The sequence below is a fragment of the Cyclobacterium xiamenense genome, from assembly GCF_042140265.1.
GTDB classification, from domain to species: domain Bacteria; phylum Bacteroidota; class Bacteroidia; order Cytophagales; family Cyclobacteriaceae; genus Cyclobacterium; species Cyclobacterium xiamenense_A.
The window spans coordinates 4,664,030-4,679,156 of the sequence record NZ_CP159481.1; the positions used below are offsets into that span (position 1 = coordinate 4,664,030).

A 15,127-nucleotide genomic window follows, 5' to 3' on the forward strand; every position below is an offset into this window, starting at 1 on the left:
CTCAAGCAAATATTTGATACGTAATCAAGGCTCCCAAATAGGCCACAATCGTCATACCAACCGTTTGGATCAAGGGCCATTTCCAACTTTTGGTTTCCCGGTAAACAACGGCCACCGTGCTCATGCATTGCATGGCCAGGGCATAAAATACCATCAGCGAAAATCCGGTAGCTCGGGTAAATACTTTTTCCCCCGTATCGGCGTACACCTGTTTATCCAGTTTTTCCCGGATGGTGAGTTCGTCTTCCACATCTTCTCCCACACTATAAATGGTAGCGACCGTCGCAACGAACACTTCCCTTGCCGCAAAAGAAGTCAGCAATGCAATACCTATTTTCCAGTCGTAGCCCAGAGGGCGTAAAGCAGGCTCGATTGCTTTGCCCAACAGACCGATGTAAGAAGCTTCCAGCTTTTTGGAAGCAAATTCAGACGTCAACTCCTGTTTCTGTTCCTCCGATGCAACCGCCAGCGCTTCTTCTTCTTGCTTGTCCAGGGCCTCCATCTGCCCGGAGGGCCCATAACTGGCCAACACCCATAATACGATGGATATGGCAAGGATGACTTTTCCCGCCTCTAATACAAATATTTTAGACTTGGAATACATGGTCAGCAACACCGTCTGCCAGCGCGGCATGCGATAGATCGGCATATCGGTCATTAAAAAACTTCGTTCCCTGGTCCGAAGCACGTATTTCAGTGCCAAAGCCCCCAATAGGGTGAAGAGCGTACCGAACAGGTACATTGCCAGCAAGGCCAGTGCCTGCAGGTTGACGCCCATCCAGGTACTGTCGGGCACGGTCAGCCCGATCAAAATGATGTACACCGGCAGGCGGGCCGAACAACTCATCCAGGGTGTCACCAGAATGGTGATCAGTCGTTCTTTGGTATTACTGATATTTCGGGTAGCCATGATACCCGGAATGGCACAGGCCATCCCCGAAATCAACGGCACCACGCTCTTTCCATGCAATCCGAAGGGGCGCATGAGCCGATCCATCAAAAACACAACCCGGGAAAAATACCCCGTATCTTCCAAAAATGCCAGAAACCCGAAAAGAAGCGCAATCTGGGGAATAAAGATCACCACCCCCCCGATACCGGTGATGATGCCTTCTGCCAGTAAGTCAGTCAAAACACCCGGTGGCAACACCTCTGCTACCCATCCACTCAGGGCTGCAAACGTACCATCTATCAGATCCATGGGCGCTTCCGCCCAGGCGAAGATGGCCTGAAAAATCAATAGCATAATCAATAGAAACGTGAGGTAACCCCATACGGGATGCATAAAAACCGCGTCCAGACCGGACTGCCATTTCCCGGGATTCTTCGTGACCGAAGTCTGTGCCGTGGAGAGCAGGCTCTTGATCTTTCCCAGGCGCTGTTCGGTTTCCAGGGCCTGCTGCTCTTCCCCGTCAAAACGGTAGGCTGCAGCAATTTCCGCTAACCATTCCTTTTGTGCCGCTGGCAGTACCGGGTCAAACTTGGAAAAAATCAACTGCTGAAAGGCCTGGTATTCGGTAGTAAGTCCAAATTTTGCTTTCACCTCGCCCAGCAAATCGGAAAAACCCATCGGGTGAAAGGGTTTACCTACCTCAAAATCTCCTTTCACCAATAACTCCCGAACCGATTCCATTCCCTCGTTATTTCTTGCGTCGGTCATGACCAACGGAACCCCAAGTGCCTGATAGAGTGAAAAACTATGTATCGTCAAACCCCTCCTCTCGGCAAGGTCTTTCATGTTGATGATAAAAGCCACCGGTATCCCCAGATCGATCACCTGAGTTCCCAAAAGCAAGCTTCGCTCCAGGTTGCAGGCATCCAGGACTACCAGAGCGGCGTCGGGCTTTTCCACCCCCTGCCCGTTTAGCACCTTATGGGCGATAACTTCGTCCTCAGATTTCGGGTACAAACTATAGGTACCCGGCAGGTCAATTAACTCAAACGTGGTAGAACCGATGCGCACTTGCCCAACCATCTTATCAACCGTCATGCCGGGATAATTACCAATTTTCTGATTCAACCCCGTCAATTGATTGAAAATACTGGATTTCCCTACGTTGGGGTTACCTATAATGGCGATGCGTCTCAAGGCCTGTTTTTCGGCAATTTCCATGCGTTAGACTTCTTTTAATTGGATGAGGGCCGCTTCTTCTGTCCGTAAGGCGATGATGTTCCCATCAATCAAAAACGCCATGGGGCCGTTGAATGGAGCTTTTTTGAATAATCGGATCTGTTTACCAGGCAAGATACCCATCTCCATCATCCGCACCCGTAAGGGCGTGTTGGCGATGCTCACAATTTCGTACGATAGATCTGCACTGAGATTAGCTGCCGTCATGAGGGTGTCTGTAGGCTACTTTTTGTTCCGGATCAACGATCCACGGGGCAATTTTACTACAATTTTCCCAAAATAATAAAGAATCAGCCCTTTATTTAGATTGAATAAATCCTTACCCGCGTTATCTTCCGTGCGGGGCCTTTCTGGCTGGAATCCCGAAATTTACCTCCCAGGCCGCCTTAGGTAATATTTATCACATTTTGGCAGGAAAAGAATGCCTAACATTGTACCTGAATGGGGCAGGCCATAATGCCAACCCTTCAGGTAAAATCAAAAAGGAAATAAAAACTAAAAAAAGATGTTTTTCGAACTAGTATACGATAAGAGTCTGGCGCAGGCCAGTTATGTAGTGGGATGTCAGGCCGGAGGCGTTGCTGCCGTAATCGACCCAAAAAGGGATGTGGACACCTACCTGCAAATAGCCAAAGCCAACAACATGAAAATTACCCACATTCTGGAGACCCACATTCACGCGGATTTCCTGAGTGGTTCGCGAGAACTTGCTGCATTGACTGGGGCCGACATGTACCTGTCCGATATGGGGGATGAAAACTGGAAATACGAATTCCCCCACAAAAAACTTCGGCACGGTGACCGGATAAAGCTGGGCAATCTAAATTTTGATGTACTGCATACTCCGGGTCATACACCGGAGAGCATTAGTTTTTTACTAACCGATACCCCGGCCTCACAGGAACCCGTCATGTTGTTTACCGGTGACTTTGTTTTTGTCGGCGATGTGGGAAGGCCCGACCTGCTCGAACAAGCGGCTGGCTTAAAAGGTACCCAGGACATCGGTGCCGCCCAGATGTTCGATTCCTTGCACGAATTCAACAAGCTGCAAGAGTTTATACAGGTATGGCCCGGACACGGAGCGGGATCTGCCTGTGGAAAATCCCTGGGTGCCGTTCCCATGTCCACGGTGGGCTACGAAAAAATCCGAAATTGGGCGCTGCAGCTACTGAATGACAAAGCTGCCTTCAGCAAGGAACTACTGGCGGATCAGCCGGAACCACCACGGTATTTTGCCATGATGAAAAAACTAAACAAGGTAGACCGGAAACTACTGACCGAGGTGCCTCAAATCGAAAATCTGTCCCAGGAGGCATTTGAGCGAGCTGAAAAGGAAGGTATGACAATCATCGATACCCGTACACCCGATGTTTTTTCCAAGGGCTTTCTCAAAGGATCCCTCAATATTGCGAACAACAACTCCTTCTCCACCTGGATGGGATGGTACATGGATTACGACGCCTACTTCGTCTTGATCGCCAACAAATCGGAGGTGGAAGACCTGACACGCAAACTCATGCGTATCGGCTTGGATAATCTGTACGGATTTATTACTCCGGAGCAATTGCGGCAGTACAAAGGACAGACATTGGAATCGTACGAGCCGATAACGGCAGAAAAGGTGGAAGCGCTGCTAAGCGACCGCGAGGTACAGGTGGTCGACGTACGAGGAGCCGCTGAATTCAAAAAAGGACACATCGAGGGTGCTCACAACCTCTTTGTTGGCAAGTTGGATAAAAACCTGGATAAAGTCACCAAAGACAAACCGGTCGTGGTCCATTGCCAAAGTGGGGGGCGGGCAGCCATCGCCTACTCCCTGTTGAGAGCCAAGGGTTTCGACAATGTCTACAATTATTCAGGTGGATGGGAGGACTGGAGCAGCAAGAAAGAAAAAGCAACAGCTTAGGATTAGGAAAAGCGGGGCATCAATACACAGGATGTCCCGTTTTTTTTTTTCGGAGGTGATCGAGCGCGAACCCAAGCACATGTTATTCTTGGATCAGCCGCTCCACTCTCCGTCTACATCTCAATTTCTTTTTCTATACGTTCCAGATTCGATTCCTGTGCCTCCCGTGTATACCACACCTCCCGGAGTTGTTTTGAGGCCATCAGCGCTAACTGGTCTCCTACGTGGGGGTTGTTTGGTTGGGTTGCATTTCCGTAACCAAGTATAGCTTTTGCCGTTACGGTACTCCCAAATTCGATTGCGCACACGTAGGTTTCGCCAGCATTGGAATAATACCTACCGTCCTCTCCGGCAGCGTATTCCACCGTACGGAACAAGCCCAGCCGATTGGGTCCACCGTTACCGGGAAATTCCTGTGCACCTGCCTTTAAGCGGAAATAATCACCAAAGGCCGGATCAAGTCTCCCAAGCTGCCTCACCAGGTCCCGAGCGACCTGCGAAATCGCTTCCAGGACGATCCGGCGATCCTTTAAGCCATCCGGCGATTTGAGTGGTTTTTCAGGAGACCAGGGCTCAGCAAAATATCCCGAAACCCCCAATTTCCCGATAAGACGATGGAAGAGCACCGCTCCGGTGCTACCGGCATCAAACGAACCGTCCCAGTCGGTTAATACCTGCAAAGCGGCTAGTGTCAGGCTATCCCGGGTCGCAGTTTTTAACTGTTCAAAATCGTCCATCAGGCGCAGGGCAAGCTCGGACTTCGTATCGTGTTTCAACGCAATGAACTCATCCAGAGACAGATTGCTCGCTTCCATGATTAGCTTTGCCGAGCGCTGGGGCCGAAACCCCATGGAATTCGGGGCTATATGGGAAGCATAATCCGAAGGGCGAATCGCTGCCGGAAATGTACTGGTGTACGGTGGATCGTTTGCATTTTGTATCCATCCGCTGGATGGATTGGTATACCGGGGAAGAGCGGCTGCCGGGTACAAACCGTCCCAGAGTTCTTTACTGGAAGAAGTGGTCTGTAGCTCTTGCCATTTCCCCCAGTCCCCATTTTTTTTGGGTACATGTCCGCCAAATTGGTACAGAATATTGTCCTCCCGATCGCTGTAGAGAACGTTGAAAAGCGGTAGGGCGTTTCGATCCAGAGCCGCCTGAAATTCCTCCAGATTGTCCGCTTCCCCCATGGCACGCCATTGGGAGATGGGATCCAACACTCCGTCTTTGTTTGGCCAACTGATAGCCAGCGCCTTGTCACCTCGTTCTTCGATAATCGTTCCAAACGCCGTGCGTTTCTTTTGAACCAGCAGCCTTTCCGAACCAGTCCATACCGTTGCACTGTCGATGTCCATGGGCTGGTAGTTTCCATCGAGCAGGTAGCTATCCCCTTTTATAGAAATTTCGAAATAATCCACATTATCCAGCGTGTTTACCGTATGTGTCCATCCCAGGTTTTCATTGAAAGCGATTCCCAGGGTCGGTAGTCCCACCAGAGTGGTACCGTAAAGGCTGTTACCCTCTTTGATCAGCTGGGCTTCAAAAAACAACCAAAAGTCATTCCAGGGAAGGTGCGGGTTGGCCAGCAGCATGGCGTTTCCCGAGGCGGTTTTAGAACCGTTGATGGCCCAGGCGTTTGACCCGGCACTCCATTCCCGGGCCGGTCTAAGGTTTCTGGCGATCAGGAACTCGAGGTACATCACCCGAAACGTATGATACACAACATCCAGAGGACGAACAGGCAGTACCTTCCGGTACCGTGCGTCCAACTGCTCCGGATACCTTGCGGCGTACGCATTGATTCCGGCGACAAAGGAGGCAAGCACTCGTTTGTCGGTGTCCGCCATCCGGGTATAGACCTTATCGGCTGCATCCAGCACCCCGGTCTGGTGCAGGAGGATGTCTTTTTCCGGATCGGTTTCCCAGTATTCGGCGGATTTGGCACGCGCCTCTCCGTATAGTTTGAGCAAAAGGTTGCCATGGTTTCGCATCTGAGCCCAACCCATCATTTTGTAAAGACTGCTGTCCGTATCGGCATAAATATGGGGAATGCCCCAGGTATCCCAGAGAATTTCGTTTTCATACCCGGGCTTCTTACCCGAACAGGAAAGTAGAAAAATCAGAATAACGAGGAATAGCGAATCTTTCATAGAGGACTTTACTTTAATCGTGCTACCAAAACCATTATACCTCTGACTGCCGAAATGGACTATTTTACACACACTGACGCGTTCCTACTCGGACCCTACCGCCCACTGCTCGTTGCACCCCAAGCCAACCGTTTTTCTTCAGAAGCTTGCAAGCGAGATGAAAACCATCGTATGCGAAGGATCAGCTGGTAACGAATCGGTTGTTTGGCCAGCTCCGGTGCATGCATCTCCAATCCCTTAAAAAATCTGGCCAATATCCCTAACTCACCGGCCGCTATTGGCTGTATTCGTTTAGAAACCGAGGAGGCAATTGATAGGGAGCGCTGGTGATTTACCAGGGAAATAACGCGTCCTACAACTCACCCATTGCTACCAGAAGAAACACCGAAAAGCATCCGATTCCCCTCAGAATCAGTTGCCTTCTGTCTCGAATCCGATGGAAAATACCGGGAATATCCATTTCTATTTGTAAAAAAATCCAGTATATTTAATCGGAACGATCGAACCTGGTTATGGATAGTGCGCAGTATTTTCTGGTAATAGACATCATGATTGGGCTGTTTGCTGCCTACGTGATCCTTGAAATCCTACTCAATGTAAACGGTATTGATAACGACACTTCCAACCTGCTCTTACTGGAATGGTCCCGAGGTCGCGCCTTCTTTATTCCTTTTGCGTTGGGTGCTATCGCCGGTCATTTGTTTCTAGGCACCACCAATACGTCATTTCAACTGAGCAATGGGGTTTTTCCAGTGCTGATTCTGTTCGGGCTGGCACTCGTTATGGCGGGGATAGGGTTTTTATGGACGGCTAAAAAATCGAAAGCCTTCCTGACCGCACTATTGATCGCGGGCCTGTTGTACGGACATTTCTTTTGGTCCATGAATTACCTGAAAACACCTTGAAATCGCACCTCCCTACCGCTGGCATCGGGCCGTAAAAACACACATCCGAACAAATGAAAAAATTACATCGGTTTTTAAAAAGTCATTTATCCGAAATCCGTACGGTCAAAATTGTTGTGGCCTCCCTGTTGGCATTGATGGTTTTGATAGATATAGTACTCGTCGCGCTGGAAGGAAAAGAGTTTCCCACCTTTAGCTACGTGGTCAAACATCTTCGGCACCGACTGATTTGGTTTACCTTTCTTTACGGTGGGCTGGTGGCCAAGATTTTTTACAACCGAAAAGTAGGGGAGCAGGAAAAGGAAGTGACCGGATTGCTTGCTTTTTTCTCCATGGTCTTTTTGCTTTTTATGATTGGAAGAAGCCTGGAAGCAACACCCAGCTTGTTACTTCAGGTACTTTTAATGGTATCCGGCGGTATCCTGGCCTACCGGGCATGGCCCCAATACCAGTAAGGATCAAGCCCGCATTCCAACGATCCGTTTCGCCCAAGGAAATCAGAGGAATGTTGAGAGAAGCCGGCGGTTCGTTTATCGAAAACGCCCGGAGACCACCCCCGGGTTAGCATAATCAACGGATAACTGGGATGGAAGGCCCACACTGTGGATGAAAAGGATTCTCACTCCTCTGAAAAAAGTTGCTGCCTCCATCGCCGAAAAAATCTGCCAACTCGGTGGTTGGGCTTTCATGCAGATGCGTTCTATCTTTGTCTGATTTTGTTTCATCAGACGATCGCATGCGGCTGAAGCGGTCGGCAGCAAACAAAGCGCTGCGAATGGCCTGGCTGAATAAATGGCGTATGAATTTCTTTTACCCTGATTCGGGGTCCCAAAGCCTTCGTGATTTCCCGGGCCGGTTCTCTTCTTGAACCACAATCATGCGGTAATCGGTTCAGGATTTGTGTCCACGTTCCTTGTCTTCGCAGGTGTAGCTGAACTTTTTATCCGCCAATCGTTTCAATTTCTTTTCACGATCGATGGACTGAGTAAGAATGGCAACCGTGGCTGCTGTGTCCTGTATACAAACGACCAGGATTTCTCCGGGGTTGATTACACCCGTACAGATCGCCGACTTTCCCCATCAAGTCCAATCGTTCTGCGTTCGCGATTTGACTCATTTAGCCGATTCCGACTGCCGACTTATCCGTTTCCGTCTTGGAATACCGGAGTCTTGCCAGTGCTAATGCATCTCTCCCTTGCCCGCATCCGAGGTCGAGTGCTTTTCCTTTCTTGGGATCGATCGCAAAAAACTCAATCAACTCCGGATACGGATCGCCAAATAAGTTTACTGTCAGATTGTAGGAATCGTAAGGTATAGACATCTGTTATCTTTTACGTAACGTCCACCGGATTCACTGACGGGTGTCGGCAGCTATGCAAGGCCAGCATTCCTTCGCTGGTAGCCCGGGATGGTCGGTAAACTGCCTTTTATTCCGCCCTACCGGCAAAAAATACGCTTCTCGGGATACAATCAAATACGCTCACTGCTCAATTCCCGCATATCGGAAATAAGTTCATCCAGTTTTCTACATTCCGCTCCATAAATCACCTTAAAATCCCAGTCGTAAATTCTACCCCCAAGGAAAGCTAGTAAAAGCATCAGAAACGCCACAGCGCCGATGATGAGGACGGGCACGCCAACAAAAAGGGGACTCCCCAAATCGTACCTGACCAACGTATGCGTAATGGATTCTCCCCATTGCATTCCGCCTGGCCGATATTGCCAGAAACCAACGATCGTGAACAAAAAAAACAATGGATAGTAGCATCGAGCCATCCATTTATTCACCCGTACCAATTGTTTTACCCATTGGTCAAAGGCTCCGATGTACCGATAGGTATTTTCACTGGTGTCGATCTCACCCAATCCTTTATAAAGCTTTCTGTTGACCAAGGCGATACTACCCAAAGTCAGAAAAAAACCGATTCCCAAAAACAGACTGCCGATCAAAAAAGAAGCCACCAAAAACAGCAGGGAGCCAACTGCGATTGCATACAGGTTTATTCTGAACATGCGCTTGAACTTCTCGATCAGGTGTATGGATTTTTGATTGTACAAGTTGTTCAGCTTTGGCGCGACCAATGCATCATCGGATAAAAACCCCTGTTTCCATATTGATTCAATTGACTTTTCCATCCATTAGTTTCTTTAATCGTTCTTTGATTCGTGTGATGCGCACGCCGATATTGTTTGGGTTCGTACCGGTAATATCGGCGATCTGTTGATACGACTTCTCTTCCAGATAAAGCAACACCACACCCCGATCTACATCCGATAGCCGTTTGATGGCATCGTACAGGTCATTAAGCGCTTCATCTGCGAATACCGGGCTACTTTCTACGTCTTCGGTTTGCGGGAATTCAGAAGTGAATAGCTGCGGATTGTTTTTCTTTTTCTTGAGCAACGTCAAACTCACATTCAATGCCAGTCGATACACCCAGGTAGACCAATCCGATTGCCCTCGGAAATTGTTTCTGGTTCTCCAGATTTGCAAACAAACCTCCTGATAGTAGTCCTCAAAATCTTCCTGAGAATTCGTATAGGCCCTGCATATCTTTATGATGATTGCAGCATAGGGCTTTATCGATATTTGGTAAAAGTCGTTACTCAAGTAGCTGCCTGCTTAAATTAACTTTCCCGAAGATTTCGCACGAGATTCCAGATAATCCGCGACAACAATGCCAAGTAACGTTCCTACGGAAACGGCCAGGGAAATACCTATGGAACGCTCGAAATCCGATAGCCACACAGTCCCAACCACGACGCCTAAAACGGCGCCGAATGCAATCCCTCGCTTTTTGTAGTATCCTTTGGTAACGAAAGAAAAGCTCTCGTGCAAATAGCGTTCAAATCGCCGGAGTGCGGTTCTATAATGCACGATTTTTTTTACCGGGCCGGTTAATTCCACCGCATCCAATTTCGATTCTATGGATTCGGTTTCAGATTGCGTCAGTTCTCTGTTTTCCAGATTAGAAAGTATGCGTATGAATTCCTGATAGATGCGAATATCTGATCTTTTGGTCGCCTTAGCGGCAAACCGGTGGAAAAGCTTGATTGCGTTTTTACTTGTCATGGTTTTCTTTTTCTTGTTTAGTGGCACAGGGTTGGATACTATTACACCCTTGCCATTATTTTTTTTAAAAAATCAGGCAAATCGGTACATCATGCTTTTCGGTAATCAGGGACAGCGCGTCGCGCAAGAGCGGCAACCCATAAGACAAGTAAAGTTTTTTGGAGAAAACATCCACAGAATCCCGGGCCAGCTTTTTCCAGAACCCATCGCTTGTATCAATCCCACATCTTCCCTTTCCTTTGCTCAAATTAATCATTCCGAACAACTATGGAACTTCTGATACCTTTATTCTGGAAAAAGGTGCCAGACTTAAAAGATGAGGTAGCTAGACTAGATGGTGCGGGAGGGGTAATTATTGGTCGACTACGGCGCATGTACTTCCTGGCATCCGCCCGTTTCCATAAAATCGGCTGATGGGACCCTTTCCTGGATAGTCACCAGAAAATACACTGTTGCGAAGCTAAAATATATTCTATATTTACCTTTGATGGAAGACGCATTGAAACAACTTGATCGGGAACTGGCTTCCCTGGAACAGGGGATTGTGGACGCAAGAAACTACCACGAACCGCAGCTAAGGGAACTGCCGGACCGTTGCCTGCATGCTGCCGCTAACTTGATAGAATACCTTTACTTTCGAAGCGAGGATCGGAAAGCCCTGCAGGAAAAACTGCATCTTTATGGACTTTCGGCTCTGTCCAACTCAGAAAATCACCTCCACCGACAGATTCAAACTATCCGCGAACGACTCGGACACCGCTATGCGCCGGGTGATCACAATCCATGTACCTATGCTTTCAGCCAAAACCAACTGGCGACCAATAGCCAGGAACTCTTTGGCAGGTCCGATCATCCCGGTATGCCGGCCATTATGGTGACTTTCGATACGGATTTTGCGCAAAACCCCTCTGCCGTGGAAGCTTTGCTGCTACACGGCATGAATGTGGCACGGATCAACTGCGCCCACGATGATGAAGCAGTCTGGGAATCGATGATTAATCAGATCAAGCGCGCGGAGAAGGCTACAGGAAAAAGCTGTAAAATTCATATTGACCTGGCCGGACCGAAAATTTCGAACCCACCTGCTCGGCAAGGGCCAAAAGCGGGGAAAGGTAAAGGTGAAAGTTGGGGACCGGGTGTGGCTATCCGAATCCACGAGTTCTTTCGATTCCGAAGATATCGTTTTACACCCCAATGAAATGGGCATCATCGCCTCTCTGGAACTCGGACAGCGGGTCTTTATCGACGATGGGGAAATCGGGGGGCGGGTCAGTGCCACCCTTCAAGGAAAGGTAGCCGTCAGTATTGAGCGGGTTTCTTCAAAAAAAGGTTGGCTAAAGGAGGGAAAAGGCATCAATTTCCCGGATAGCCGACTTACCATCCCCTCGTTGACTGACTTTGATCTCCGATGCCTTCCTTTCGTCTGCAAGCATGCACATACCGTGGGATATTCCTTCGTTAGAACGCCACAAGACATACGCCGCCTTCGGGACGCCATGCAAACGCAGGGAGGCCCCAAACCTTCGGTTGTTTACAAGATCGAAACACCGGATTCGGTGGCAAATTTACCTGCGTTGATTCTGGAGGGAATGAAGACCCCGCCGTTTGGTGTCATGATCGCCCGGGGTGACCTGGCTGTTGAAATCGGATTCGAGCGCTTGGGGGAAATCCAGGAGGAAATCCTGTGGATTTGCGAGGCGGCCCATGTACCCGTAGTCTGGGCCACACAGGTACTCGAAAACCTTCAAAAATCGGGCATGCCCACGCGTTCTGAAATCACCGATGCCGGCCAGGCCGCCCTCGCCGAATGCGTCATGATCAACAAGGGGGCACACACCATCCCTGTTTTAAGAAGTCTGAAAGAAATCATGGAACGAACCAGCGGCCGGCGTACCAAAAAGAAATTTACCCTTGGGCCCCTGCACATTGCCCGGGACTTTTTTCAGCGCGACTAGCTTCCGATTGGGGCTGCCTGTTCCCTGAAAAGAGGGAGGACTGCAGCTTCTTGCGACCGGCCCTGTAGACCCGGACAGTACGGGATGGGCTATTCGGGAAAATTCTGTAGTTTCGTTTCATTACCTGATTAGTTACCTGTGTCCATGAAAAATCCCCTGATTTTTGGGCTGCTGCTCTTGTTGGCAAGTCCTGCCGTGCTAGCAACTAGCGACCTTACCCCTGTGCAGCTCCGCGTCGAGTACCTCACCAACCCCTTCACGGACGAAAGGAAGCCACGGCTAAGCTGGGTACTGAAATCCGACCGAAAAAATCAATACCAATCGGCTTACCGAATCCTGGTGGCCAGTAAACCGGAACTACTAAAAACGGGAAAGGCTGACCTGTGGGACAGTGGCCGGATCGATAGTGACCAAACCGCCCAAGTGGTGTATGGGGGCAATGCCCTTAGTTCACGGCAGCAATGCTTCTGGAAAGTGCAAAGTTGGGACAAGGAAGGACAAGCTGGCCCCTGGAGCCCGATCTCCACCTGGGAAATGGGGCTGCTGGAACCGGAAGACTGGCAGGCGGACTGGATCGGAAAGGATTTCGTCGCCGAAGCGGCACCGGTACCTTTTAAAGGAAAGGAGCTGACACTCCCACCCGTGCCAATCTTCCGAAAAGAGGTGAATGTGGGGCAAAAGTTAACCAAAGCCCGTCTGTACATCACGGCACTTGGACTGTTTGAATTTAAGATAAATGGTAAACGGGTTGGCAAGGATTACCTGGCGCCTGGCTGGACCGATTACAATCAACGCGTACATTACCAGGCATACGATGTCACGGATCACCTAAATAGCGGCATGCAGGTCTTGCAGGCTCGCCTGTCTTACGGCTGGTACAGCGGCTATATCGGATATGCATTACTGGTTGGAAACCCGGTGGTCCGCGCGTTTTACGGAGAGGTTCCTGCCCTAAAAGCTCAACTGGAGCTTACGTACGAAAATGGCCAAACTCAGACGGTGGCTACTGGTAGCGACTGGCGTGTCAGCAGTGGAGGACTACTGGAATCGGATATCCTGCACGGAGAAACCTATGACGCTCGCAAAGAGCCCGAAAACTGGCATCTCCCCGGCTACGACGATAGCCACTGGGAATCCGCCGAACCTATCGCCACATCTGAGCGCCGGCTGCAGCTGTATCCGGCGCAGCCGGTACAGGTGACCGACTCGCTTTCACCGGTATCCATTACCCAACGGCCGAATGGGGCCTATATCGTAAATCTGGGGCAAAATATCGCAGGGCTGATTCGTTTACGTGTAAAAGGGAAGGCCGGCGATAAAATCGTTCTTCGTTTTGGTGAAATGCTCCATCGCGACGGAAGATTGATGGTTGAAAACCTCCGCATGGCCCGTGCTACCGATACGTACATCGTAAAAGGTGATCCGGACGGGGAGGAATGGGTGCCCGCGTTTACCTATCACGGATTTCAATACGTAGAGGTGTCCGGGTTTCCGGGGACGCCCCGAAAAGAGAATTTTACGGGATTGGTATTGGGATCGAATACCCCGAAGGTGGGCCATTTTGAAACCGACCATCCGCTGGTCAACCAATTGTACCAAAACATCGTCTGGACGCAGCGGGCCAATTTTGTCGACATTCCCACGGATTGTCCGCAACGCGACGAACGCATGGGCTGGACTGGAGATGCGCAGATCTACGGTGGAACCTCTGCATTGAATATGGACGTGGCTGCTTTTTTTACCAAGTGGATCCAGGATTTGCAAGACGCCCAATGGGAATCCGGGGCCTATCCCGACTACGCTCCAGCACCTTCGGTTAGGGCCAGCGATACGTTCGCCCCGGGCTGGATGGAAGCCGGCATCATCAATCCCTACGAAATGTACCGTGCCTATGGCGATACACGAATCATCGAACGTTCCTGGGCAAACATGGAAAAATTCATGGCTTTTCACGCCAAAAGAAGCGGTGACCGCTACGTATATCCCGAAGGCTCCTTTGCAGACCTAAATCCTAAAGGTGGCTATGGAGATTGGTTATCCATCGGCAAAAAAACCCCACCGGATTTATTGGCCACGATATACTACGGCTACACCGCTCAGTTGATGGCCGAAATGGCGGCAGCCATTGGCAAGTCAAATCGGGCCTTGCACTTCCAGGAGCTTGCCGGTAAAATCAAAGCAGCTTTCGCTTCCCATTACCTGGAAGCGTCCTCCGGCAAATTGACTGCAAAGCCCGAAGCTTATGGAAATGGGGCCGGCTACGTGGACGGACAACAAGGCTTTTCCGGCCATACCCAAACCGCCTACGCCAATGCCATCTACCACGATTTCCTCACCGAATCCCAGGAACAAGTGGCCGGAAAACACCTGGCGGACTTGCTGGAAGCGAATGGGGGAAAGTTGGCGACCGGCTTTCTGGGAGTAAAACAGCTATTGCCGGCATTGTCGGCGACGGGTCGTTCCGACCTGGCCTACCAGTTATTGCTAGCCACTGAGTACCCCTCCTGGGGTTTTGAAATTGAAAACGGCGCCACCACCATCTGGGAGCGTTGGGATAGCTATGTGAAAGACGACCCGGAGAAGATGGAATCCCTAAACGCTGGCATGAATTCATTCAGCCACTATGCTTTTGGCTCCGTGTACGAATGGATGTTTCGGAATATGGCGGGTATCCAGGCAGATCTTCCCGGATACAAATCGTTTACCATAGCGCCGGAAATTCCTGAAAATGACATCCACCGGGTGCACGCCAGCCTCCGGTCCATTCACGGAGAAATCCTAAGTTCCTGGACGCGCAGTACGGACAGCCTGAGGCTGGATGTAATCATTCCGGTAAATACCCGAGCCGTTGTCTGGATCCCCGCCGTGGATCCTACTGCCGTACATCTGGACGGCAAACCGCTGGAGCAGCATGCCGATATCCGGCTGGGTAATTTTCTGGAAGGAAGGCAGGCGGTCCTGCTCGGTTCGGGTGAGTACCGGTTTGAAAGCATCTTGCATCCCTGAT

The 15,127-nt window shown here is 50.0% G+C and carries 13 protein-coding genes; 6 read left to right on the plus strand and 7 right to left on the minus strand.

The window, feature by feature from the left end; translation table 11 throughout:
- Nucleotide 1: 1 nt before the first annotated feature.
- The gene (feoB, locus tag ABWH99_RS18935) at nucleotides 2-2,113 is read right to left on the minus strand and encodes a ferrous iron transport protein B (RefSeq protein WP_375583379.1); all 2,112 of its coding nucleotides are present in this window, start codon (nucleotides 2,111-2,113) and stop codon (nucleotides 2-4) included.
- 3 nt (nucleotides 2,114-2,116) lie between these two features.
- Complete coding sequence (locus ABWH99_RS18940) at nucleotides 2,117-2,338, minus strand: ferrous iron transport protein A (RefSeq protein ID WP_375583380.1); 222 nt, start codon at nucleotides 2,336-2,338, stop codon at nucleotides 2,117-2,119.
- Nucleotides 2,339-2,636: 298 nt separating this feature from the next.
- Here ABWH99_RS18940 and ABWH99_RS18945 point away from each other — a divergent pair, with 298 nt between their 5' ends.
- Complete coding sequence (locus tag ABWH99_RS18945; RefSeq protein WP_375583381.1) at nucleotides 2,637-4,037, plus strand: rhodanese-like domain-containing protein; 1,401 nt, start codon at nucleotides 2,637-2,639, stop codon at nucleotides 4,035-4,037.
- Between the two features lie 113 nt (nucleotides 4,038-4,150).
- On the opposite strand, the gene ABWH99_RS18950 is transcribed toward ABWH99_RS18945, so the two are convergent.
- A complete protein-coding gene (locus ABWH99_RS18950; protein WP_375583382.1) occupies nucleotides 4,151-6,187 on the minus strand; it encodes a penicillin acylase family protein in 2,037 nt (678 codons plus the stop codon).
- 512 nt (nucleotides 6,188-6,699) lie between these two features.
- Between ABWH99_RS18950 and ABWH99_RS18955 the strand changes: the two genes are divergently transcribed.
- Together ABWH99_RS18955 and ABWH99_RS18960 are read left to right on the plus strand one after the other, a co-directional pair.
- Nucleotides 6,700-7,092 (plus strand): hypothetical protein, encoded by a 393-nt coding sequence (locus ABWH99_RS18955; protein WP_375583383.1) that lies wholly within the window; start codon nucleotides 6,700-6,702, stop codon nucleotides 7,090-7,092.
- A gap of 53 nt (nucleotides 7,093-7,145) precedes the next feature.
- Entirely contained in the window at nucleotides 7,146-7,547 is a 402-nt protein-coding gene (locus tag ABWH99_RS18960) for a hypothetical protein (RefSeq protein WP_375583384.1), read from the plus strand.
- Nucleotides 7,548-8,209: 662 nt separating this feature from the next.
- Here ABWH99_RS18960 and ABWH99_RS18965 read toward each other — a convergent pair.
- The 4 genes from ABWH99_RS18965 to ABWH99_RS18980 form a co-directional block, all read right to left on the minus strand.
- Entirely contained in the window at nucleotides 8,210-8,413 is a 204-nt protein-coding gene (locus tag ABWH99_RS18965) for a hypothetical protein (RefSeq protein WP_375583385.1), read from the minus strand.
- Nucleotides 8,414-8,562: 149 nt separating this feature from the next.
- Nucleotides 8,563-9,228 (minus strand): hypothetical protein, encoded by a 666-nt coding sequence (locus tag ABWH99_RS18970; protein ID WP_375583386.1) that lies wholly within the window; start codon nucleotides 9,226-9,228, stop codon nucleotides 8,563-8,565.
- Nucleotides 9,212-9,703 (minus strand): RNA polymerase sigma factor, encoded by a 492-nt coding sequence (locus ABWH99_RS18975; RefSeq protein ID WP_375583387.1) that lies wholly within the window; start codon nucleotides 9,701-9,703, stop codon nucleotides 9,212-9,214. The genes ABWH99_RS18970 and ABWH99_RS18975 overlap by 17 nt, the downstream gene beginning before the upstream one ends.
- A 12-nt stretch (nucleotides 9,704-9,715) precedes the next feature.
- Entirely contained in the window at nucleotides 9,716-10,165 is a 450-nt protein-coding gene (locus ABWH99_RS18980; RefSeq protein WP_375583388.1) for a hypothetical protein, read from the minus strand.
- A 487-nt stretch (nucleotides 10,166-10,652) separates the two neighbouring features.
- On the opposite strand from ABWH99_RS18980, the gene ABWH99_RS18985 reads away from it, so the two are divergent.
- The 3 genes from ABWH99_RS18985 to ABWH99_RS18995 all read left to right on the plus strand — a co-directional run bounded on the left by ABWH99_RS18985 (nucleotide 10,653) and on the right by ABWH99_RS18995 (nucleotide 15,126).
- Nucleotides 10,653-11,363: a pyruvate kinase gene (locus ABWH99_RS18985; protein WP_375583389.1), complete on the plus strand. Its 711-nt coding sequence runs from the start codon at nucleotides 10,653-10,655 to the stop codon at nucleotides 11,361-11,363.
- The gene (locus tag ABWH99_RS18990) at nucleotides 11,248-12,120 is read left to right on the plus strand and encodes a pyruvate kinase (protein WP_375586599.1); all 873 of its coding nucleotides are present in this window, start codon (nucleotides 11,248-11,250) and stop codon (nucleotides 12,118-12,120) included. Before ABWH99_RS18985 ends, ABWH99_RS18990 begins: the two co-directional genes overlap by 116 nt.
- 144 nt (nucleotides 12,121-12,264) lie before the next feature.
- Nucleotides 12,265-15,126, plus strand: a complete 2,862-nt coding sequence (locus tag ABWH99_RS18995; protein WP_375583390.1) for a family 78 glycoside hydrolase catalytic domain — start codon at nucleotides 12,265-12,267, stop codon at nucleotides 15,124-15,126.
- Nucleotide 15,127 lies beyond the last annotated feature (1 nt).

Bases quoted from the DNA above. Each gene is read 5' to 3' on its own strand.
- feoB (WP_375583379.1), bottom strand. From the start codon at position 2,113: ATGGAAATTGCCGAAAAACAGGCCTTGAGACGCATCGCCATTATAGGT.
- ABWH99_RS18940 (WP_375583380.1), bottom strand. From the start codon at position 2,338: ATGACGGCAGCTAATCTCAGTGCAGATCTATCGTACGAAATTGTGAGC.
- ABWH99_RS18945 (WP_375583381.1), top strand. From the start codon at position 2,637: ATGTTTTTCGAACTAGTATACGATAAGAGTCTGGCGCAGGCCAGTTAT.
- ABWH99_RS18950 (WP_375583382.1), bottom strand. From the start codon at position 6,187: ATGAAAGATTCGCTATTCCTCGTTATTCTGATTTTTCTACTTTCCTGT.
- ABWH99_RS18955 (WP_375583383.1), top strand. From the start codon at position 6,700: ATGGATAGTGCGCAGTATTTTCTGGTAATAGACATCATGATTGGGCTG.
- ABWH99_RS18960 (WP_375583384.1), top strand. From the start codon at position 7,146: ATGAAAAAATTACATCGGTTTTTAAAAAGTCATTTATCCGAAATCCGT.
- ABWH99_RS18965 (WP_375583385.1), bottom strand. From the start codon at position 8,413: ATGTCTATACCTTACGATTCCTACAATCTGACAGTAAACTTATTTGGC.
- ABWH99_RS18970 (WP_375583386.1), bottom strand. From the start codon at position 9,228: ATGGAAAAGTCAATTGAATCAATATGGAAACAGGGGTTTTTATCCGAT.
- ABWH99_RS18980 (WP_375583388.1), bottom strand. From the start codon at position 10,165: ATGACAAGTAAAAACGCAATCAAGCTTTTCCACCGGTTTGCCGCTAAG.
- ABWH99_RS18985 (WP_375583389.1), top strand. From the start codon at position 10,653: ATGGAAGACGCATTGAAACAACTTGATCGGGAACTGGCTTCCCTGGAA.
- ABWH99_RS18995 (WP_375583390.1), top strand. From the start codon at position 12,265: ATGAAAAATCCCCTGATTTTTGGGCTGCTGCTCTTGTTGGCAAGTCCT.